The organism is Streptomyces sp. NPDC046335, assembly GCF_055587985.1.
In genome coordinates this window covers 465,672-485,268 of the sequence record NZ_JBVJFF010000005.1, presented here as the reverse complement: position 1 = coordinate 485,268, position 19,597 = coordinate 465,672, and the positions used below count along the sequence as shown (strand labels likewise).

The 19,597-nt window shown below is 74.2% G+C and carries 15 protein-coding genes; 7 read left to right on the top strand and 8 right to left on the bottom strand.

Translation table 11 applies throughout. From position 1 onward, the window contains the following. Positions 1-71: 71 nt before the first annotated feature. Positions 72-992 carry a MurR/RpiR family transcriptional regulator gene (locus ACZ6JY_RS14610; protein ID WP_469195825.1) on the bottom strand — a complete coding sequence of 307 codons (921 nt, stop codon included), beginning with the start codon at positions 990-992 and terminating at the stop codon, positions 72-74. Positions 993-1,117: 125 nt separating this feature from the next. Between ACZ6JY_RS14610 and ACZ6JY_RS14605 the strand changes: the two genes are divergently transcribed. Then, positions 1,118-1,474 (top strand): hypothetical protein, encoded by a 357-nt coding sequence (locus ACZ6JY_RS14605; protein ID WP_447038991.1) that lies wholly within the window; start codon positions 1,118-1,120, stop codon positions 1,472-1,474. Next, on the top strand, positions 1,471-1,737 hold the full coding sequence (locus ACZ6JY_RS14600) for a DUF4031 domain-containing protein (protein ID WP_469195823.1): 267 nt from the start codon (positions 1,471-1,473) through the stop codon (positions 1,735-1,737). Before ACZ6JY_RS14605 ends, ACZ6JY_RS14600 begins: the two co-directional genes overlap by 4 nt. Here the strand turns inward: ACZ6JY_RS14600 and ACZ6JY_RS14595 are convergent. The 3 genes from ACZ6JY_RS14595 to ACZ6JY_RS14585 all read right to left on the bottom strand — a co-directional run bounded on the left by ACZ6JY_RS14595 (position 1,734) and on the right by ACZ6JY_RS14585 (position 4,869). Beyond that, on the bottom strand, positions 1,734-2,981 hold the full coding sequence (locus tag ACZ6JY_RS14595) for a Cmx/CmrA family chloramphenicol efflux MFS transporter (RefSeq protein ID WP_469196152.1): 1,248 nt from the start codon (positions 2,979-2,981) through the stop codon (positions 1,734-1,736). The two genes, ACZ6JY_RS14600 and ACZ6JY_RS14595, sit on opposite strands and share 4 nt — an antisense overlap. Positions 2,982-3,094: 113 nt before the next feature. After that, positions 3,095-4,165, bottom strand: a complete 1,071-nt coding sequence (locus tag ACZ6JY_RS14590; protein ID WP_469195821.1) for a GNAT family N-acetyltransferase — start codon at positions 4,163-4,165, stop codon at positions 3,095-3,097. 41 nt (positions 4,166-4,206) lie between these two features. Further along, the gene (locus ACZ6JY_RS14585; RefSeq protein WP_469195819.1) at positions 4,207-4,869 is read right to left on the bottom strand and encodes an HD domain-containing protein; all 663 of its coding nucleotides are present in this window, start codon (positions 4,867-4,869) and stop codon (positions 4,207-4,209) included. A 144-nt stretch (positions 4,870-5,013) separates the two neighbouring features. Between ACZ6JY_RS14585 and ACZ6JY_RS14580 the strand changes: the two genes are divergently transcribed. After that, positions 5,014-5,700: a maleylpyruvate isomerase family mycothiol-dependent enzyme gene (locus tag ACZ6JY_RS14580; RefSeq protein ID WP_469195818.1), complete on the top strand. Its 687-nt coding sequence runs from the start codon at positions 5,014-5,016 to the stop codon at positions 5,698-5,700. Positions 5,701-5,761: 61 nt separating this feature from the next. Here ACZ6JY_RS14580 and ACZ6JY_RS14575 read toward each other — a convergent pair whose 3' ends face one another. Further along, entirely contained in the window at positions 5,762-6,703 is a 942-nt protein-coding gene (locus tag ACZ6JY_RS14575; protein ID WP_469195816.1) for a hypothetical protein, read from the bottom strand. Between the two features lie 198 nt (positions 6,704-6,901). Between ACZ6JY_RS14575 and ACZ6JY_RS14570 the strand changes: the two genes are divergently transcribed. The 3 genes from ACZ6JY_RS14570 to ACZ6JY_RS14560 all read left to right on the top strand — a co-directional run bounded on the left by ACZ6JY_RS14570 (position 6,902) and on the right by ACZ6JY_RS14560 (position 10,646). Continuing rightward, positions 6,902-9,193 (top strand): heavy metal translocating P-type ATPase, encoded by a 2,292-nt coding sequence (locus ACZ6JY_RS14570; protein WP_469195814.1) that lies wholly within the window; start codon positions 6,902-6,904, stop codon positions 9,191-9,193. A 148-nt stretch (positions 9,194-9,341) separates the two neighbouring features. Beyond that, positions 9,342-10,037, top strand: a complete 696-nt coding sequence (locus ACZ6JY_RS14565) for a copper homeostasis protein CutC (RefSeq protein WP_469195812.1) — start codon at positions 9,342-9,344, stop codon at positions 10,035-10,037. Between the two features lie 72 nt (positions 10,038-10,109). Then, positions 10,110-10,646: a DUF2165 domain-containing protein gene (locus ACZ6JY_RS14560; RefSeq protein ID WP_469195810.1), complete on the top strand. Its 537-nt coding sequence runs from the start codon at positions 10,110-10,112 to the stop codon at positions 10,644-10,646. Here the strand turns inward: ACZ6JY_RS14560 and ACZ6JY_RS14555 are convergent. Both ACZ6JY_RS14555 and ACZ6JY_RS14550 read right to left on the bottom strand, forming a co-directional pair. After that, entirely contained in the window at positions 10,643-12,697 is a 2,055-nt protein-coding gene (locus tag ACZ6JY_RS14555; protein ID WP_469196150.1) for a HelD family protein, read from the bottom strand. The genes ACZ6JY_RS14560 and ACZ6JY_RS14555 overlap by 4 nt on opposite strands. A gap of 1,044 nt (positions 12,698-13,741) precedes the next feature. After that, positions 13,742-16,486 carry a helicase-associated domain-containing protein gene (locus tag ACZ6JY_RS14550; protein WP_469195808.1) on the bottom strand — a complete coding sequence of 915 codons (2,745 nt, stop codon included), beginning with the start codon at positions 16,484-16,486 and terminating at the stop codon, positions 13,742-13,744. Positions 16,487-16,693: 207 nt separating this feature from the next. Between ACZ6JY_RS14550 and ACZ6JY_RS14545 the strand changes: the two genes are divergently transcribed. Then, positions 16,694-18,337, top strand: coding sequence for a DNA repair helicase XPB (locus tag ACZ6JY_RS14545; protein ID WP_469195806.1), 1,644 nt, complete (start codon positions 16,694-16,696; stop codon positions 18,335-18,337). Here the strand turns inward: ACZ6JY_RS14545 and ACZ6JY_RS14540 are convergent. Beyond that, on the bottom strand, positions 18,295-19,455 hold the full coding sequence (locus ACZ6JY_RS14540; RefSeq protein ID WP_469196148.1) for a glycosyltransferase 87 family protein: 1,161 nt from the start codon (positions 19,453-19,455) through the stop codon (positions 18,295-18,297). The genes ACZ6JY_RS14545 and ACZ6JY_RS14540 overlap by 43 nt on opposite strands. Between the last annotated feature and the right edge of the window lie 142 nt (positions 19,456-19,597).

Sequence of the window (19,597 nt, the reverse complement as noted above, 5' to 3'; positions counted from 1 at the left end):
GCGGTCAGGGCCAGCGGTCAGGGGGCAGTGGTCAGGGGCCAGGGTCAGTGGTCAGGGCCCAGGGGCCAGGGCTAGCGGACGTTGCGGGGGCTGTGGCGGTGGGCCAACGCTTCGTAGGAGGCGGCCAGTGCTGGGGCCGCCGTTTCGTATGTCCGCTGGGCTACGCCCACGAACAGGCAGTCCACCACGAGCAGCTGACTCGTACGGGACGACATCGCGGCCGGGCGCAGCTCACTCTCCCGCGCGGTGGACGTGGTCAGTATGTGATCGGCGTACTGGGAGACCGCGCCGTCCGGGCGGCCGGTGATCGCGATCGTCGTGGCCCCGTGCTCGAAGGCGACGCGCAGCGGTTCTATGACGTCACCCGTCGAACCGGAGTGGGTGATCGCGATCGCCACGTCCTTGGCGCGCAGCGTCACCGCGTTGGTGACCGCCAGGTGCGGGTCGGAGTGGGCGTGCGCGACATGCCCGATGCGCAGCAGCTTCTGGGCGAGGTCCTGCGCGACCAGGCCGGACGCGGCGACCCCGTAGATCTCCGCGCGCCGGGCGCCCGCGAGCGCGGCGACGGCCGCGCCGAGCTGCACCGTGTCGAGCCCCGCGGCCGTGTCGGCGAGGGTCTGCTGCTCGTCGTAGGCCAGCTTCGCGACGACGTCCGCGATCGGGTCGTCGACGGCGATGTCCGCGGTCACGGCGGGCGCGCGCCCCGACTGCTGCTGGGCGGCGAGCCCGGCGAGCGCGAGCCGCAGATCGCGGTAGCCCGGGTAGCCGAGGAGGCGGGCGGTGCGGACGACCGTGGCCTCGCTGGTCCCGGTGAGCTCGGCCAGGCCGGTGACCGTGAGGGCCGCGCAGCCGGCGGGGTCGCCGGCGACCGCCTCGGCGACCCGCTGCATGGACCGCGTCATCGAGGGCGCCAGGGTCCGCACCTTGGCCGCGAGGGCGGCGGGGGCGGGGGGTGCCGCGCCCGTGAAAATTTCCTTCACGTCATTGGTCACGTCTGAAAGATATTTTCAGCCCTGGGGGCGGTCAAGACCCCGGAGGTCGGATTCCGGTGTGCGGGTACTCGCTCGTCGACCGTGATCTTTTTCCGTGCGCCACCCACGGGGCGACAATGGAGGGCATGGACACGATCGACCCACTGGAGCAGGCGTTGCACGCCGCCCGCGCACTCGTCCTCGCCGACCTCGTGGCCCGGCAGGTCGCCGAGGCCGAGGTCGTCTCGCTCGTCGAGCAGTCGGTGGCGCACCGGCGCTGGTGGGTCGAGCAGTGGCCCGAAGGCATCGACTACGTGGCCGGGCTCGTCGCCCAGGACGTGCAGGACGCGCTCCTCGAACGGTACGGGCGGTGGCCGCTCTGCCCCGTCTGCGGCTCCGGGGACCCGCACGCCCTCGACGTCGAGCCGGAGCTGGGGCCCGACCCGCACTGGGTGTGCGCGAAGGCGGGGGTCGTCGTGGCCCCCGTGGGCCGGCTCACGTGACGGTCTACATCGATCCGCCGACCTGGCCCGGCCACGGGCGCATGTGGTCGCACCTGGTCAGCGACGTCTCGTACGACGAACTGCACGCCTTCGCCGCCGCCATCGGCGCGCCGCCGCGCGCCTTCGAACGCGACCACTACGACATCCCCTCCCACCGGTACGAGGACGCGGTGCGGGCGGGGGCCGTCGAGATCGGCCCGAAGGAACTGGTGCGCAGGCTCACGGAGGCCGGGCTGCGGAGGCCGAAGGGGCGGCCGGCCTAGCGGGGTTCGGCAGCGGTCTCCGACGCGGGGCGCGTCACGGCCGGTGTCGCCTCGGGCGGGGTCGGCACGGCCGCCGACGTCTCGACCACGCGGCTCGGTGCCCCGCGGTGCAGGCGCAGCGACAGCGCCACTCCCACGATCGCCACCGCCGTCATCGCCGCGCCCGCCCACGCCGTGGCCGCGTACCCGAAGTCGAGGTCGATCACCGTGCCGCCGAGCCAGGGGCCGCCGGTGTTGCCGAGGTTGAACGCCGCCGTGGTGGTCGCGCCCGCCAGGGTCGGGGCGGCGCCCGCGACGTTGAACATGCGGGCGTTGAGGGCCGGGGCCGTGTAGAACGCGGAGAGGCCGAGGAGGAACGAGAGGGTGATCGCCGCGGCGGGCGTCGCGGCGAACAGGGCCAGCGAGACCAGGAAGACGGTGGACGCCGCTATGCCGCTGAGCAGCACCCCGAACAGGTGCGCGTCCGCCACGCGGCCGCCGATCACCGTGCCGACCAGCGCGCCCGCCCCGAAGAGGCCGAGGACGGTCGGAACCCAGCCCTCGGAGAGGCCGGCCACGTCCGTGAGGAGCGGGGAGAGGTACGAGAACGCGCAGAACACGCCGCCCGCGGCGAGGGCCGTGACGGCGATCGAGAGCCAGACCTGACGGTCGCCGTAGATGGACAGCTCCTTCTTGAGCTGCGGCTTCTCCTCGGGGAGCGGGATGCGGGGGATGAGCGTGAGGACGCCGATGAGGGCGACGGCGGAGGCCGCGGCGACCGCCCAGAACGCCGAGCGCCAGCCGAAGTTCTCGCCGAGGAACGCGCCCGCGGGGACGCCGAGGACGTTCGCGATGGAGAGGCCGCCGATCATCACCGCCATGGCGCGGGCACGCTGGTTGAAGTCGACCATGGCGATGGCTACGGCGGCGCCGACCGCCCAGAAGCCGGCGCAGGCGAGGGCGCTGATGACGCGGGACGCGAAGAGGATCTCGTAGCTCGGCGCGAGGGCACCGGCCACCTGGCCCAGGCCGAACACCGTGATCAGCGCGATCAGTGTCGTACGGCGGGGGAGGCGGAGGGTCGCCACGGCGAGGAGGGGGGCGCCGATGACCATGCCGATGGCGAAGGCGGAGATGAGGAGCCCCGCGCTGGGTATGGAGACGCCCATGTCGTCGGCGATGGGCGGCAGCAGGCCGCTGAGCATGAACTCACTGGTGCCGAGCGCGAAGACGGCGAGGCCGAGCATGTAGACGGCTACGGGCATACGGGTACCGCTGGCGTTCGGCTTCGCGGTCTGGGCGGAGATCGGCATAACCGGCGTCAACGCGGTGCGAAGCCGCCGCATTCCTGACCCGGCGGCTTCGGCGGTTCCGGCGGCTAACGCAACCCGTACGCGAGGTTCGGCTCGCGCATGGGCAGGGGCGTGAAGCCCGCGCGGGTCAGGACTGCCTGGGAGGGGAGGTTGCCGGGTTCCACCTGGGCCAGGAGGGACGTGACGTCGGGGCGCGCCAGGGCCCAGGCGGCCAGCGCCCGGAGGGCCACTGTGGCGTAGCCGCGGCCCCGCGCGGCCTCGGCGAGGTCGTAGCCGATCTCCACGCTGCCCTCGTCGTCCGGCGGCCCGTGGAAACCGATGGCTCCGACGGCCACCTCGTCCGCGGTGCGGACGATCGCGTAGACGCCGAACCCGGGGCGGTGCACCCCGGACACGTACCCCTTCACGAGCTTCCCCGCCGCGCCCCGCGTCCCCCCGAAGGGCCCGCCCTCGATCCACGTGAGCCCACCGGTGCCGCCCTCGGCGAGATCCGCGGCGGCGGCCGGAGGGACCTCACGCAGCGCCAGCGGCCCCGCGTCCAGCGAGGCCGCGTTGTGCCACCGCCACGAGGTCCGCCGGGCCCGCCCCGGCAGCTCGCCACGCCCGGTGGCCCAGAGCAGGACCTCCCAGGGGCTCGCCCCCGAGGCGGCGGGCGACACATGCGGGAAGAGGTGCGCGAGGACGGCTTCGGTGAGCGGTGCGGGCGGCTCCGCCTCGGCGCCGAGCGCCGAGGCGATGTCGTACGTGTGGAGCAGGAGCTCGGCGGCCGCCATCGCGGCGAACCCCGCCGCGTCCGCACTGCCGCTGGGGAAGGGATGGAATCCGCGGACCCCCCGGGGCGTCGTGCGGACCACCGAGGCCAGCAGCCCCCCGGTCGCCTCGATCACCCGGACCGCGTCCTCGGGGCCCGAACCCTCGTCGAAGGAGACCTCGAAGGGCACCCAGTCACCGGCGGCCCGCCCGGTGAGCTGCCCCGCGTACGCGACGAGGCAGCCCGCGGCGTGCTCCGCCGTCTCCAGGCAGCTCCATTCGAGTCCGCCCGCCGGTCCGTCCCAGTCCCGGTCCACGACCGTACGCAGCACCTTCGCCGCATGCGCCACGGCTTCCTCGACCCGGTCCCCGCCCATGAGAAGCATGCGCGCAGCGTACGGGAGGGCCGGGTCGACGGGCCTCTGAATTACGGGGCGAGCAGGGCCAGCTCCGTTGAGAGGTTCTCGCGCGCCGCGGCCTCCCAGTGGGCCGCCCCGTGCGGTGTCCTGAACAGGCGTGGCAGCGCCAGGAGTTGGTGGAGGACCGCCGCCCGTCCGGCGCGGAACGCCTCGTCGGGCACGAAGGCGTACTCCTCGCGCACGGCCGCCGCGTAGGCGGCGTAGGCGGCCGGTTCCGACGCCAGGATCGCCAGGTCGGCGTCGCAGAGCACCTCGCCGTTGTGGTCGCCGTCGGCCGGGTCGTGGCTGACGGTGAGGCGGACCAGACGGGCCACCTCGGCGATCTGCGCCGCGGTGAGGCCCGCCTCGGGGAGCGCGCGCTCGGCCAGGCGGGCGGAGCGCTCCTCGTTCGTCGAGCGGTCGGGGAGGTAGACCGCGTCGTGGAACCAGGCGGCGAGGCGGACGAGCTCGGCGTCCTCGGCGTGGTCCTCCAGTACGTCGATGTGGTCGAGGACCGCCGTCAGGTGGGCGGTGGTGTGATACCGCCGCTGCGGTTCGGCCCAGCGCTCGATGAGGTTGTCGGCGATCCGGTACGGGTCGAAGACGCACTCTTCGGTGTTCCGCGCGCGCAGCAGCGTCCGGAGCCAGCGGGCGCGGAGGTCGGTGTCGCCGTGGTCAGCCGTGGGTGCCATGCCTCGACCTTAGGGGGTTTCTGATGGATCTCCGCGGCGTCGCGGGAGATCCATCAGAAACCCCCTAGAGCCTGTGCCATGACCGGCCGCGGCCCACGGCGACCGTGCCTTGCCAGGAGCCGCCGCGGGCGGTTGGCTCGGTCCATGACGACCACGACGCCCGACGAGACGTACGAGCCCGAGCGCGCGGGACGGCTGCTCATCGCCGAACGCGACGCCCTGATACCGCTGTTGAGGGACGCGCCCGACGACGCGTACGCGATCCGCACCTGCTGTCCCGGCTGGACCGTGCGGCACGCGCTCGCGCACTGCGGTGCCGCGCTGATGCGGGTGGTCGAGAGCCGCTTCGAGGAGGGCGTGTTCTCCGCCGAGAGCAATGAGAGGGACATCGCCGAGCGCGCCGACTGGCCGAACTCGCGCGTCGTCGACGAGCTGGAGCGCGGCCTCACCGAAGTGGGGCCCGTGCTCGCCGCGGCCAAGGGGAAGCTCGACGGGGTCGCCCTGGGGGAGTGGGTGCACGCCGGTGACGTACGGGAGGCCTGGGGCAGGCCGGGCGCGTACGCGGGTGCGACGCTGGCGGACGCGCTGCCGCTGCTCGGGCAGTTCAGCAGGGGTGCGTTCGCCAGGGCGAGGCCGGGTCTCGCGGTGCACGCCGACATCGACGGGCGGGACGAGCCGCTGACCCTCGGCGCCACGGACGGCCGGCGGCCCCCGGCCCGCTACATCGGCGACGCGCCGACCCTGATCCGCCTCTGCGCGGGCCGCCCGCTCACGGGCACGCGGTACGAACTGGCCGGGGCGAGCGAGGACGAGCTGGTCCTCTTCGGCTGAGGCGCCGACCGCGGGGCCGGCGGGGCCGGGGCGCGGGGCCCGGGGGGCGGCCGGGGGGGCCTCAGTGTCCGTGGCCGCCGCCGTCGCTCTTCTCCGCGCCCCCGCCGCCGCCCTCGTGGTCCCCCGCGTACACCGTGAACGCCGCCGTGCGGACCTCGCCCTCGTGCTTGAAGTCCAGGAACAGGCGGTACGCGCCCGCGCTCGGTGCCGTCGTCGTGAAGGAGACCCCGGGGCCCGGCTTCGTCGCGCCGTCGCCCGGTTCGCCGTTCGGGTGGACGTGGAGGTAGGCGAGGTCGCCGGAGCGCAGGGCGACCAGGTGGCCGTAGGCGCCGAGGTAGGGCTGGAGGTCGGTTACCGGCCTGCCGTTCTTCGCCACGCTCAGGGTGAGGTCCTCGGCCCTGCCCGACTTCAGGTCGCCCTTCAGCGTGACGTCGTAGCCGTCCACCGTGGCCTTGGCGCTCTTGGCCGGAAGCTCCTTCGGTGCGGACTTCCCCGCCACCGCCAGGTCGGCGCCGAGCGTCAGGGACTCCTTGGCGCCCCGGGGGTGGAAGTCGGCGAAGACGCGGTGGCCGCCCGCCTCGGGGAGCGTGACCCGGGTCGACCAGGTGCCGTCCGCCGCGCGCTCCGGATGCAGATGGCGGTAGGTGGTCAGGTCCCGTGAGGCGACGATGAGGTGCAGCTCCTTGGTGTTCTCCTTCTCGTACGCGGTGACGTTCCGGCCGGTCGCGTCCTTGACGACGGCGAAGCGGAGCTCTTCCTTCTGGCCTGCTTCGACGCGGGTCGTCCTGAGGTCGAGGGTGTAGCCGCCCTCGGAGATCCGCAGGCCGCCGGGGGTGCTGTCGGCCCCTGTCTTCCCTTGGTCCGCCTCGCCGTGTTCCTGGTGCGGGGCGGCGGCCGGTGGCTTGTCCGTGACGGGGTCGACGGCCTGGCCCACTCCGTACGCGGTGCCGAACGTGGCGGCGACGGCGGTGGTGAAGGCGGTGATCTTCAGCGCGGTGTTCATGACGGCTCCCTGGCGTTCCTGGCTTCTTCGGCGGCACTCGGCTCGACTTAGGGACGACGATACCCCTGGGGGGTACTAAGTCAAGCCCGGATCGCCCTTGCGCTGGGTACCCCCCCTGGGTATAACGTGGATCTCGTCAGGGGTACCCGGCCCGGGTATCCGAAGCGGAGCCGCGAAGTCTCACGAGGAGCCTGCGACATGTCCACCACCACCCCCGGCCATACCGAGGCGGCAGAGGTAGAGCTCGCCATCGGTGGCATGACCTGCGCCTCCTGCGCCGCGCGGATCGAGAAGAAGCTCAACCGCATGGACGGCGTCGAGGCCACCGTCAACTACGCCACCGAGAAGGCCAAGGTCAGCTACCGCGGCGCCGACATCTCCGTGGGCGACCTCATCGCCACCGTCGAGGCCACCGGTTACACGGCGCAGGAGCCCGCCCCCGTACGGGACATGCGCGAGGGAGCCGCCGACCCGGGCGGCGACGGGGCCGGGGCGCGGGACGGCGACGGACTGCGGCAGCTCCGCGAGCGGCTCGTCACCGCGGTGCTGCTCGCCGTGCCCGTCATCGCCATGGCGATGGTCCCCGCCTGGCAGTTCGAGTACTGGCAGTGGCTCTCGCTGACCCTGGCCGCGCCCGTCGTGACGTACGCCGCCTGGCCCTTCCACAAGGCCGCCTTCACCAATGCCCGGCACGGCGCGGCCACCATGGACACGCTGATCTCGGTCGGCACGTCGGCGGCGTTCCTCTGGTCGCTGTGGGCGCTGTTCTTCGGCACCGCGGGCACGCCCGGCATGACCCACCCCTTCGAGCTGACCATCGCGCGCACCGACGGCGCCGGGAACATCTACCTGGAGGCCGCGGCCGGCGTCACCGCCTTCATCCTCGCGGGGCGCTACTTCGAGGCCCGTTCCAAGCGCAAGGCGGGCGCCGCCCTCAAGGCGCTGCTCGAACTCGGCGCCAAGGACGTCACCGTGCTGCGCGACGGCGGGCGCGAGGAGACCGTGCCGGTGAGCGAGCTGAAGACCGGTGACCGCTTCCTGGTCAGGCCCGGCGAGAAGATCGCCACCGACGGACGGGTCGTCGAGGGCGCGTCGGCCGTCGACGCCTCCATGCTGACCGGCGAGTCCGTGCCCGTCGAGGTCGGCGCGGGCGACGCGGTCACCGGGGCCACGCTCAACGCGGGCGGCCGCCTCGTCGTCGAGGCCACCCGCGTCGGCGCCGACACCCAGCTCGCCCGCATGGCGCGGCTCGTGGAGGACGCGCAGAACGGCAAGGCCGCCGCCCAGCGCCTCGCCGACAAGATCTCCGCGGTCTTCGTGCCGGTCGTCATCGGCCTGGCCCTCGCCACCCTCGGCTTCTGGCTCGGCAACGGCGCCGGGCTCACCGCCGCCTTCACCGCGGCCGTGGCCGTGCTGATCATCGCCTGTCCGTGCGCCCTGGGCCTCGCCACCCCGACCGCCCTCATGGTCGGCACCGGGCGCGGCGCCCAGCTCGGCATCCTGATCAAGGGCCCGGAGGTCCTGGAGTCCACCCGCCGGGTCGACACCATCGTCCTGGACAAGACCGGCACCGTCACCACCGGCACCATGACCCTGCTCGCCACGCACACCGCCCCCGGCACCACCGCCGCCGAGGCCCTGCGGCTCGCGGGCGCACTGGAGCACTCCTCCGAGCACCCCGTGGCGCGGGCCATCGCCGCCGGGGCCGCCGCTGAGGCGGGCCCGCTACCCACCCCCGAGGACTTCGCGAACGTCGCCGGGCTCGGTGTGCAGGGCGTCGTCGAGGGCCACGCGGTCCTGGTCGGCCGCGAACAACTGCTCGCCGAGTGGGAGATCCACCTGCCGGCCGAGCTGAAGCGGGCCAAGGCGGAGGCCGAGCAAGCGGGGCGTACGGCCGTCGCGGTCGCCTGGGACGGCGAGGCGCGGGCGGTCCTCGAGGTCGCCGACGCGGTGAAGGACACCAGCGCCGAGGCGATCCGGCGGCTGCGCGCGCTCGGTCTGACCCCGATCCTCCTGACCGGCGACAACAAGGCGGTCGCGGCATCGGTGGCCGCAGAGGTCGGCATCGCCCCCGAGGACGTCATCGCCGAGGTGCTGCCGCAGGACAAGGTCGACGTGGTCAAGCGGCTCCAGGCCGAGGGCCGCAGCGTGGCCATGGTCGGCGACGGCGTGAACGACGCGGCGGCCCTCGCCCAGGCCGACCTGGGCCTGGCGATGGGCACGGGGACGGACGCCGCCATCGAGGCCGGCGACCTGACTCTCGTACGAGGGGACCTGCGGGCCGCGGCGGACGCGATCCGGCTCTCGCGCCGCACCCTCGGCACGATCAGGACCAACCTGTTCTGGGCCTTCGCCTACAACGTCGGCGCGCTGCCGCTCGCCGCGGCCGGCCTGCTCAACCCGATGATCGCCGGGGCGGCCATGGCCTTCTCCTCGGTCTTCGTGGTCGGCAACAGCCTGCGTCTCAGGGGGTTCAAGCCGCTGGTCTGAACCGCCGCGACGCCGAGCGGATCACCCCGGTACGAGGGAGTCGCCTCGCGCCGGGGTGTTCTGCGCGTAGGCTGGTAATTGGACTAGACCTGTGCATCGGTGTGGGCCTGGAGACGGACCGGGCCGTGATGAGAAGGAAGAGACATCCATGAGCAAGCGTGCAGTGCTGGAGGTGATCGCCCTCGACGCCGAGGACGCCGTCGCCGCCAGGGACGGAGGTGCGGACCGGCTCGAGCTGGTGACCGACATGGCCGCGGACGGCCTCACCCCCTCGCGTGAGACCTTCGCCGCGATCCGCTCCCGGGTCGACATCTCGCTGCGCGTCATGCTGCGACTGGCCGACGGCTTCGCCGCCGGGGACGTCGACGAGCTCGTACGCAGGGCCGGTGAGCTGCGGAGCGAGGGCGCCGACGAGTTCGTGCTCGGCTTCCTCGACGAGGCGGGCGCCCCCGACCTGGCGGCCGTGGAGCCGCTGGTGGCCGCCCTCGACGGCTGCCGGTGGACCTTCCACCGGGCGATCGACCGCGCCGCCGACCGCGACGCCCTGCGCAAGCAGCTCGCGGACCTGCCGGGGCTCGACACGTACCTCACCGCGGGCGCCGCGGGCGGCGTCGACGACGGCCTGCCCACGCTGGTCGCCGAGGCGGCCCGCCGCGGCGACCCGGGCTACGAGCAGCGGCTCCTGGTCGGCGGCGGCCTCCGCCTCGACCACCTGCCCGGACTGCGCGCGGCCGGGGTGGACGCCTTCCACATCGGCGGCGCGGCGCGGCCCTCCGGGTGGACGGCGCCGGTCTCCGCGGAGGCCGTGGCGCAGTGGCGCCGGGCCGTCGACGGGCGGGAGTAGCGCGGCGCCCCGCCCCTGGCGGGGCGCCTCCCGAGCCCTCGGGGTAGAACTGGTGCCCTAGGGAGGGGAATTATGAATACCGCACCGTCAGACCGGGCACTGCCCGCCGCCGCTGCCCTGCTCACCGGGACCGTCGCGCTCTACATCACGCTCGTCGCCTTCGGGAACATCACCGACTTCGGCACCAACCAGCAGTTCGTACGCCATGTCCTGGCGATGGACACCACCTTCAAGGACGACGACCTGATGTGGCGCGCGGTGACGTCCACCGGGCTCCAGGACGCGGCGTACGTCGCGATCATCGTCTGGGAGACCGTCGCCGCGCTGGTGCTCATCGCCGCGACAGCCCTGTGGACCGGGGCCCTGCGGCGCCGCTCCGGCTACCCGCGCGCCCGCCGCCTCGGCACGCTCGGCCTGCTGATGGTGCTGCTGCTGTTCGGCGCCGGGTTCATCGGCATCGGCGGCGAGTGGTTCTCCATGTGGCAGTCGGAGGACTGGAACGGCCTGGACTCGGCGACCCGCGTCGTGACCCTGGCCGGCCTGGTGCTCCTCGTGACCCACCTGCCGTCCGCCGCGGGCCCGGCGGACGGCGGCAAGCGGGACTCCTAGGCGAGTTGCGCGGGCAGGTCCGCCGCGTGCACGACGGTCAGCCCGGACACCGCACGCGTCAGCGCCACGTACAGGCGGCGCAGGCCGGTCCGCTGGTCGGGCTCGCCGTCGACGACGGCGGCGGGCTCGTCGAGCACCACGTAGTCGTACTCCAGGCCCTTCGCGAGGGAGGCGGGCACCAGGGTCAGCCGCGTGTCGGGCGTCGTCTCCTCGCCGGGCGACAGTGGCGTGACCCCCGCCGCCTTCAGCGCCTCCGCGAGCGCCGGCACCCGGGAGTCCGCCGCGATCAGGCCCACCGAACCCTCCCGCAGCAGCGCCTCCTCGCACGCGGCGAGGCAGGCCGCGTCCAGCGCCCCGGCACCGTCGGCGCGCCGCACCACGAGCGAACCCGGCGACTCACGCACCGAGTTGACCTCGGCGAGGCCGGGCGCGATGTCGGGCAGCAGCCGGGAGGCGTACGCGATGACCTCGCGCGGCACGCGGAAACCGGCCGTCAGCTCCTCCACCACCGCGTCGCCCTTGCCCAGATGGCCCAGCGCCTCGGCCCAGCTCCGCGTCGCCCAGGGCGTCGTGCCCTGCGCGAGGTCGCCGAGCACGGTCGCCGACCCCGTCGTGCAGCGGCGGCCCACCGCGCGGTACTGCATGGGGGAGAGGTCCTGCGCCTCGTCGAGCACCACGTGGCCCAGCGAGTGCGTGCGCGAGACCAGGTCGGCCGTCTCGTCGACGAGCACCGCGTCCGCCGCCGACCACTTGGCGGACTTCACGCTCCTCGCGGGCCTGGCCCAGAGGATCGTCCGCTGCTCCTCCTCCGTCAGTACCCCGTCCGCGTGCGCGGCGAGGAACTCCGCGTCCGACAGCAGCCGCAGGACCAGCTTCGCCGGGTCGACCGGCGGCCACAGGGCCTTGACGGCCGCCTTCACCGCCGGGTTGCGCGCCACGGCGTCCTGCACGCGGTCGTCGGGGGCCTCGCCCGACTGCTCCATGCGGACCAGGACGGCGTGGGCGATGCGCTGCGGCAGGGCGTCACGCGCGGCGCCGTACCGGATGTCGCGCGCCAGCAACTCCCGGATCAGCTCCTCCACTTCGTACGCGGGGACGCGCCAGCGCCGTGAGCCGCGCACCACGACGACCGGCTCGGTGGGGAAGGAGACGTGCGAGCGCACGGCCTTGCGGAGCACCTCGGCCATGCGGGCGTCGCCCTTGACGACGGCTGCGGCGGGCTCGTCCGCGCCGCGCACCTCCACGTGCGAGACGAGGTCGCCTACGGTGGCCTGCTTGACCTCCAACTCGCCGAGCGCGGGCAGCACTTGCTCGATGTAGTGGAGGAACGAGGCGTTCGGCCCGATGACAAGTGTCCCCGTCCTGGCCAGCCGCTCGCGGTGGGCGTACAGGAGGTAGGCGACGCGGTGCAGGCCGACGGCGGTCTTGCCGGTGCCGGGGCCGCCCTGGACGCAGACGCTGCCGCTCAGCCCGCTCCTCACGATCTCGTCCTGCTCGGGCTGGATGGTGGCGACGATGTCCCGCATCGGGCCGACGCGGGGCCGCTCGATCTCGCGCTGGAGCAGCGCGCTGGTCCGCTCCACCTCGTCGGCGTCGCTGAGGTGCTCGTCCTCGTACGCGGTGAGGTCGCCGCCGGTGTAGCCGAAGCGGCGGCGCAGCGCGATGTCCATCGGGGCCTTCTTCGAGGCCCGGTAGAACGGCTGGGAGACCGGCGCGCGCCAGTCGACGACCATCGGGTCGCCGTCGGCGTCGTGCACGTGGCGCCGCCCGATGTAGAACCGCTCGCCCCCCGCGCCCTCCGCCTGCTCGGCGCCCGGGGCGTGCAGGTAGTCGAGGCGGCCGAAGAACAGCGGGGTGTGGGCGAGGTCGGCGAGGGACTTGATGCGGTCCTCGATCTGCCTTTCGAGGACGGCGGCGTTCACCCAGTTCGCGGTGACGTCACGGATGTCGAGGGCCTCGGCGTCCGCGCGCATGGCGCGCAGCGCGGAACGGGACGCGTCGAGGTGACCCCGCTCGCGGGCGAGGGGGTCGGTCTGGTCGTGCGCGTACACGTATGCCTCCGGCGGTTCTGCGGTGTCGTGGCGCGGGCCGCCACAGCCGCCGCTGCGGTCCACCGCCACGACTGTTCGACCCTGCCTCTTGCGGCCACCCGGTTCCCGTCCGGGCAGCGGCACTCCACGAGGGAGGCCGGGGAAGGAGGCATCTTAGGCGCGGGGGGCGGGGCGGGGCGAATGGTTTTCGCGGGGGGAGGCGGGGCGCGCCGTTCGCGTCGGGGTGGGGGGGCAGGCTGGGGAGGCGTGCGGGGCGGTCACGCCGTGGGGGGCGGGTTCGCCGGGGGGCGGGGCACGCCGGGCAGGCGGGGCAGGCCGGGTTCGGCGGGTGGGCTGGTTTTGCTGTGCGGTCGGCCGTGCCGGGCGGGGCGGGTTCGGCGGGTGCGCCGGTCGTGCCGTGCGGCGGCCGGTTGAGTCCTGTGTGCGGGGCTCGCCGGTCACGCCGGGCAGGCGGGGCGGGTCGGGTTCGTCGGGTGCGCCAGTCGTGCCGTGTGGGTCGGCCGTGTCCGTCACGCTCGGCGGGCCGGTTGTCCCGGCGGCCGGCCGTGCCGTGCGGCGGCCGGTCGCATCCTGTGTGCGGGGCACGCCGGGGAGGCGTGCGGGCCGGTCACGCCGTGGGGTCGGGTTCGCCGGGTACGCCAGTCGTGCCGCGTGGGTCGGCCGTGTCCGTCACGCTCGGCGGGCCGGTCGTCCCGTCGGCCGGCCGTGCCGTGCGGCGGCCGGTCGCGTCCTGTGTGCGGGGCACGCCGGGCAGGCGGCAGCCCGGGTTCGGCGGGTGGGCTGGGTTTTGCTGTGCGGTCGGCCGTGCGGGGCGGGGCGGGTTCGTCGGGTGCGCCAGTCGTGCCGTGTGGGCCGGCCGTGTCCGTCACGCTCGGCGGGCCGGTTGTCCCGTCGGCCGGCCGTGCCGTGCGGCGGCCGGTCGCGTCCTGTGTGCGGGGCACGCCGGTCACGCCGGGCGGTGGGGGGCGCAGGGTCGGCCGCGTGAGTCGGGTATGCCCGGCGTGATCGGTGGGCCGGTTGTCCTGTCGCGTCGGGCGCGGTGGGTCAGTCGTCGGCCAGTTCTGCTACGCCCGTTACGCGGTGCAAGGGGTACGTGCGGACCTCGTCCGCCGTGTGGTCGTAGGCCGTGACGAAGCCGCCCTCCACGCGGACGGGGGCGATCACGCGTTGGCTCGCGGTGCCTTCGGCGTTGACGTAGCCGATCCATACCGCCTCGCCCGTCAGGACCGCCGCCTGCATCGTGGCCAGCGTCTCGGCGGCTGTCGTGCGCGGCAGTTCACCGTTGGCCGCGGGCGCCGCCTTCCGGGGTGCCGTGGACGCCAGGTCGCCCGCCCTGATTGCCCGCACCGCCGCACCGAGCAGCGTGGCGTCGGGCACCGGCGGGCCCTCCGGAACGGGCTCCGGGGCCGAGCGGGGCGGGGTGCGGTGGGAGTGGGCCCGGGTGATCAGGACATCGCCCTCCGGGGACTCCGCCGAGGGCGCGAAGCCCATGCCCCGCAGCCCTTCGAGGAGCGAGCCGGGGTCGGCCTGCGCGGCGAGCACGGTGGGCGCGAGGCGGCGCAGCCGCAGGCTCTGGGCGCGTTTGTCGGCCAGGATCTCGTCGAGCAGCGCCTCGTCGTCGCAGCGTACGTACGCCGACGCGGCGCCGATACGGAGGTGCCCGTGCCTGCGCGCCACGTCGTCGATCAGATAGGCCAGCGGCTGCGGGACGGAGGTGCGGGAGTGGGCGGCGAGGAAGGCGTGCAGGTCGGAGGCCGACAGCCCGGAGTCGAGCGCGCGCCGCACGGAGCCGGGCGTGAACCGGTAGACGGTCGCGCCGCCCTTCGACTCCACGTCGGCGAGGACGGCCAACGCCTCGGCCAGCGGCCGCTCCAACGGCCCCGGCGCCACGGCGGTGAGGTCCGCCTGGAGGAGTACGTGATCGAGGGGCTCGGGCAGCAGCGGCGCGAGAAGCCCGGCGGCACGGGCAGCGAGGACGGCCTGCTCGGCGGGCGTGACCACGGCCACGGGGGCGGACTCGACGGCAGCACGAGAGCCACCGGCGGCTCCGAAGGCACCACTCGCGCCGGCTGCGGCTGCGTCCCCCGTGTCACCTACGGTTGCGGAAGCGCTCCCGGCGGCTCCGAAAGCGCCGCTCGCGGCTCCCGAAGCACCGCCCGCGGCTGCGGAAGCGCCGCTCGCGCCGCCCGTGGCTCCGGAAGCGCCGCCCGCGGCTGCGAAAGCGCCAGCCGCAGCAGCCGTCCCCGGCGCCCCCAGCAGCATCCGCCCATGCGAGGAAAGCGCTCCGCGGCCCGTGATGCCGAGGAGTTCCGCCTCGTTCAGGGTCCAGCGGGCGATGCGGGAGCGGAGGTCTTCCGGCTCCGAGGTGTCGGCGGGGCGGCGGGAGGCCGTGGGGCGTTCCCAGCGGAGGCGGGACAGGAGGGTGTCGGGGTCCGGCGCCGCGCCCTCGGGGAGCGTGGCGAGCAGGGTGAGCACCCGGCGGCGCACCTCGGGGGCCACCGAGCGGTCCAGGTGCGGTCCCAGCGCGGACAGCGTGCGGTCCTTGCCGTCACGCCCGCCGATGAGCCCCGCCGTGCGGGTCGCCGGGAGCCAGGCGGTGACCAGGGCGGCCCAGCGCTCGGCCGAGGGAAGCGCCTGCCAGTCGTCGTACGCGGGAGTCGCCGCGTACCGCTCGTCCGCCTCGTTGTCGGAGGCCAGGAGCCCCGCCGCGTAGGCCAGTTCGACCCAGAACGCGGCCAGCGGCTCCGGCAGGTCCAGCGCCGCGGCCGTCCGCTTGAGGTCGCGCACGCTGAGCCCGCCCGCGCGCAGCACCGCGGGACCGCCCTCGTCCCAGTCCTTCAGGAGCTCCTCGACGGTGGCGAGCGCCGTGTACGCCTGCCCCGCCGCCGTCGCGTCCACAACCTGTGGACGGTGCTCACGCGCGACCCCCACCGCGGGCGGCTCCGGTACGAGGACGCGGTGCGCGCGCCCCGCCCGCAGGTGCAGCGCGGCCTCGCGGGGCAGGACGACCGTGCCGGGCGCGGTCGGAAGCAGCAGCCCCCGGTCGATGAGCCAGCGCAGATGCCGGGCGGGCTCGGCGGTGACCTGCCCGTACGGCGGACCCCAGACCAGCCGCGACAGCACCTCCACGGACTCGGCGGGCGCCTCGTCGAGGAGCGCCGACATGCGCTCCCGGTCGGTGAAGAGGGCGGTCAGCGACCGCACTGCGGACACCGGGTCGTGCGTCGTGGGCAGCCCGGCGGCCGCCACGATGTCCTGGATCCGGGTCGGCGACATGCCCGACGTGGCCTCGGCGACGGTGGGCCCGAGCCCGGTCGGCGAGGGGTGCTGCGGGGCCGGCGCGAGCAGTTCGCGGGCGGTCCGCACCAGGCGGAGCCGCTCGTCGGTCCCCCAGACGAGGGCCTGCTCGTGGAGGGTGGCGAGGGCGCGCCGGAAGGCCGGTTCGACGGCGGGGTCGCCGTCGTCCCCCGCCAGCAGCGCGAGCACCTCCCCGTACGCCGCGGGCTCCGGGGCCACGGCGAGCGCCTCCGCGACCTGCTGCGAGAACCGGTCGAGCCGCTCAAGGGCGCGCACCACGGAGGCGCGGGTCCCGGCCCGGGCGGCGAGCTGGGTGAGGTCGGTGGGGACGGGGCTGAGCAGGTCGGGGCGGGCGTGCAGCAGCGCGGCGATCTGCTCGTCGCCGCGTGAACGGAGCGCTTCGGCGAGGGAACGGGGCGTGTCCGCGGCGCGCGGCGGTGCGGTCACGCTCGCGCTGGCGCTGTCCGTGGGCTGCGGCTCGTCGGTGCTCATCCGGCCCACGTTAGCGCTTGCCCCCGCCACAGACCCCCCGCTGCCACGCCCGCCCGGACGCCGGGGCGCGCGGGCCGTCGCACGAAAGTCCCGGCGACACGCCGTGGCGTGCGGCGTGTCGCCGGGACTTTCCCGCAAACGGCCCAGGACGCCCACCGGCGCCGGATGCGGCACACTGGGTGTTTGGCCTCTTGAAAGGGCGCTTGCGTGAACGGTCCCCTCATCGTCCAGTCGGACAAGACTCTCCTGCTGGAGGTCGACCATGGGCAGGCCGAGGCCTGCCGGCGTGCCATCGCCCCGTTCGCGGAGCTGGAGCGCGCCCCGGAGCACATCCACACCTACCGCGTCACCCCGCTCGGCCTGTGGAACGCGCGGGCCGCGGGGCACGACGCCGAGCAGGTCGTGGACGCCCTCGTGGAGTTCTCCCGCTACCCCGTGCCGCACGCGCTGCTCGTGGACATCGCCGAGACCATGGCGCGGTACGGGCGGCTCACGCTCTCCAAGCACCCCACCCACGGCCTCGTGCTCACCACGACCGACCGGCCGGTCCTTGAAGAGATCCTGCGGTCCAAGAAGGTCCAGCCGCTCGTCGGTGAGCGGCTCGACCCGGACACCGTCGCCGTGCACCCCTCCGAGCGCGGCCAGGTCAAGCAGACGCTGCTGAAGCTGGGCTGGCCCGCCGAGGACCTCGCGGGGTACGTGGACGGCGAGGCGCACAAGATCGACCTGGACGAGGCGGGCTGGTCCCTGCGGCCCTACCAGCAGCAGGCCGTCGAGGGCTTCTGGCACGGCGGCAGCGGTGTCGTCGTGCTGCCCTGTGGTGCAGGAAAGACGCTGGTCGGCGCGGGTGCCATGGCGCAGGCCCAGGCCACGACGCTCATCCTCGTCACCAACACCGTCTCGGCCCGCCAGTGGAAGCACGAGCTGGTGAAGCGCACCTCGCTGACCGAGGAAGAGATCGGCGAGTACAGCGGGACCAGGAAGGAGATCCGGCCCGTCACGATCGCCACGTACCAGGTGCTCACGACGAAGCGGAAGGGCATCTACCCGCACCTTGAGCTGTTCGACTCGCGCGACTGGGGTCTGGTCATCTACGACGAGGTGCACCTGCTGCCCGCGCCCGTCTTCAAGTTCACCGCCGACCTCCAGGCGCGCCGCCGCCTCGGGCTCACCGCGACCCTCGTACGGGAGGACGGCCGCGAGTCGGACGTCTTCTCGCTCATCGGGCCGAAGCGGTTCGACGCCCCGTGGAAGGAGATCGAGGCGCAGGGCTACATCGCGCCCGCCGACTGCGTGGAGGTGCGGGTCAACCTCACCGACGGCGAGCGGCTCGCGTACGCCACCGCGGAGGCGGAGGAGAAGTACCGCTTCTGCGCCACCACCGCCACCAAGCGGAAGGTGACGGAGGCGCTGGTCAGGAAGCACGCCGGTGAGCAGACCCTGGTCATCGGGCAGTACATCGACCAGCTCGACGAGCTGGGCGAGCACCTGGACGCGCCCGTCATCAAGGGTGAGACCAGCAACGCGCAGCGCGAGAAGCTCTTCGACGCGTTCCGGCAGGGCGAGATCTCCGTCCTCGTCGTCTCCAAGGTCGCGAACTTCTCCATCGACCTGCCCGAGGCCACGGTCGCCATCCAGGTGTCGGGCACGTTCGGCTCCCGGCAGGAGGAGGCGCAGCGGCTCGGGCGCGTCCTGCGGCCCAAGGCCGACGGGCACGAGGCCCGCTTCTACTCGGTCGTGGCACGGGACACCATCGACCAGGACTTCGCCGCGCACCGCCAGCGGTTCCTGGCCGAGCAGGGGTACGCCTACCGGATCGTCGACGCGGACGAGCTGCTCGCCGGGGGCTGATACCCGCTCCCGTCGCGTGGTCCGCCGCTCTCCCCGCGTGGCGGCGGCACCGCGCCGTCGCGTGCCCGGGGGCGGGCGCCGGACAGGGCGAGGTACGGCAGCAGCGCGAGTGCCAGGAGTGCGTACGGAGACGCCAGCGGCTGCTGCCACCACGGCAGGCGCAGGTCCAGGTCGCCCTGGTGCGGCAGCAGCCAGAAGGTGCGCGCCGTGAACAGCAGGGCCACCGCGGCCGCCAGGCGCGGCCTGCCGTCGGCGACGAGCAGGGCGAGCAGCGGTACGCACCACACCCAGTGGTGGGACCAGCTGATGGGGGAGACGAGCAGGGCGGTGAGCGCGGCCGCGAGCAGGCCGTGCGCCTCGCGGCGGGCACGCCGTGCCGCCCACAGCCCGGCCGCGCCCGCCAGAGCCGCCGCACCGGCCCACGCGAGCCCCGGCTCCGGATCGTGCAGGACCCGCGCGACGAGGCCCTGGAGCGACTGGTTGTCGACGATCCACGCCTTGCCGACCCGCCCCGTCTCGAAGAGCCGCCGCGTCCAGAAGTCGACGCTGGCGGACGGCAGGACGAGCGCGCCGAGCAGCACGGTCCCGGCGAAGGCGGCGACGGCGGTCCCGGCCTCGCGCACCCGCCCCCGCAGCAGCAGATACGCGATGAAGAACGCGGGGGTCAGTTTGATCCCCGCGGCGACACCGACCGCGAAGCCCTTGCCGACGGCGCCCGGCGGCCGGGTGAGGTCCCAGAGGACCAGGCAGGCGAGGGCGAGGTTGATCTGGCCGAACAGCACGGTCTGGAAGACGGGTTCGAGCCAGAGTCCGAGCGCGGTGGCGGTGCGGACGAGCGGCGCGCGGGCCGGGTGGTGCGCGAGGCGGCAGGAGAGGCGTACGAGGAGCGCGAGCAGGGCGACGTTCCCCGCGAGGAAGACGGCCTTCAGGGCGGCCAGCGGGAGCCAGGTGGTCGGCACGAAGAGGATCGCGGCGAACGGCGGGTAGGTCGCGGGCAGTTCCCACTCGGTGACCGTGAACCCGTACAGATCGCCGCCGTCGGCGACGGCGGCGCCCTCCGCCCGGTAGACCAGGGTGTCGGCCATCGGCACGTGCTGGACGACGCAGAGCGTGGCCATGGCGCCGAGCGAGACGGCCAGCAGGACGAAGGATGCGGCGGGGGCCCCGACAAGTGAGCGGCTGAACGCGGTCCGTGGTGTCACGCGCGCGACATTAGTGGACAAGAGCGACGGAATGGGCGGCCGGTGGTGGGCCTCCACC

Excerpts from the sequence above, each read along its gene's own strand:
- ACZ6JY_RS14605 (WP_447038991.1), top strand. The coding sequence starts at position 1,118 with ATGGACACGATCGACCCACTGGAGCAGGCGTTGCACGCCGCCCGCGCA.
- ACZ6JY_RS14580 (WP_469195818.1), top strand. The coding sequence starts at position 5,014 with ATGACGACCACGACGCCCGACGAGACGTACGAGCCCGAGCGCGCGGGA.
- ACZ6JY_RS14590 (WP_469195821.1), bottom strand. The coding sequence starts at position 4,165 with ATGCTTCTCATGGGCGGGGACCGGGTCGAGGAAGCCGTGGCGCATGCG.
- ACZ6JY_RS14565 (WP_469195812.1), top strand. The coding sequence starts at position 9,342 with ATGAGCAAGCGTGCAGTGCTGGAGGTGATCGCCCTCGACGCCGAGGAC.
- ACZ6JY_RS14550 (WP_469195808.1), bottom strand. The coding sequence starts at position 16,486 with ATGAGCACCGACGAGCCGCAGCCCACGGACAGCGCCAGCGCGAGCGTG.
- ACZ6JY_RS14560 (WP_469195810.1), top strand. The coding sequence starts at position 10,110 with ATGAATACCGCACCGTCAGACCGGGCACTGCCCGCCGCCGCTGCCCTG.
- ACZ6JY_RS14570 (WP_469195814.1), top strand. The coding sequence starts at position 6,902 with ATGTCCACCACCACCCCCGGCCATACCGAGGCGGCAGAGGTAGAGCTC.
- ACZ6JY_RS14595 (WP_469196152.1), bottom strand. The coding sequence starts at position 2,981 with ATGCCCGTAGCCGTCTACATGCTCGGCCTCGCCGTCTTCGCGCTCGGC.
- ACZ6JY_RS14575 (WP_469195816.1), bottom strand. The coding sequence starts at position 6,703 with ATGAACACCGCGCTGAAGATCACCGCCTTCACCACCGCCGTCGCCGCC.
- ACZ6JY_RS14585 (WP_469195819.1), bottom strand. The coding sequence starts at position 4,869 with ATGGCACCCACGGCTGACCACGGCGACACCGACCTCCGCGCCCGCTGG.
- ACZ6JY_RS14540 (WP_469196148.1), bottom strand. The coding sequence starts at position 19,455 with ATGGCCACGCTCTGCGTCGTCCAGCACGTGCCGATGGCCGACACCCTG.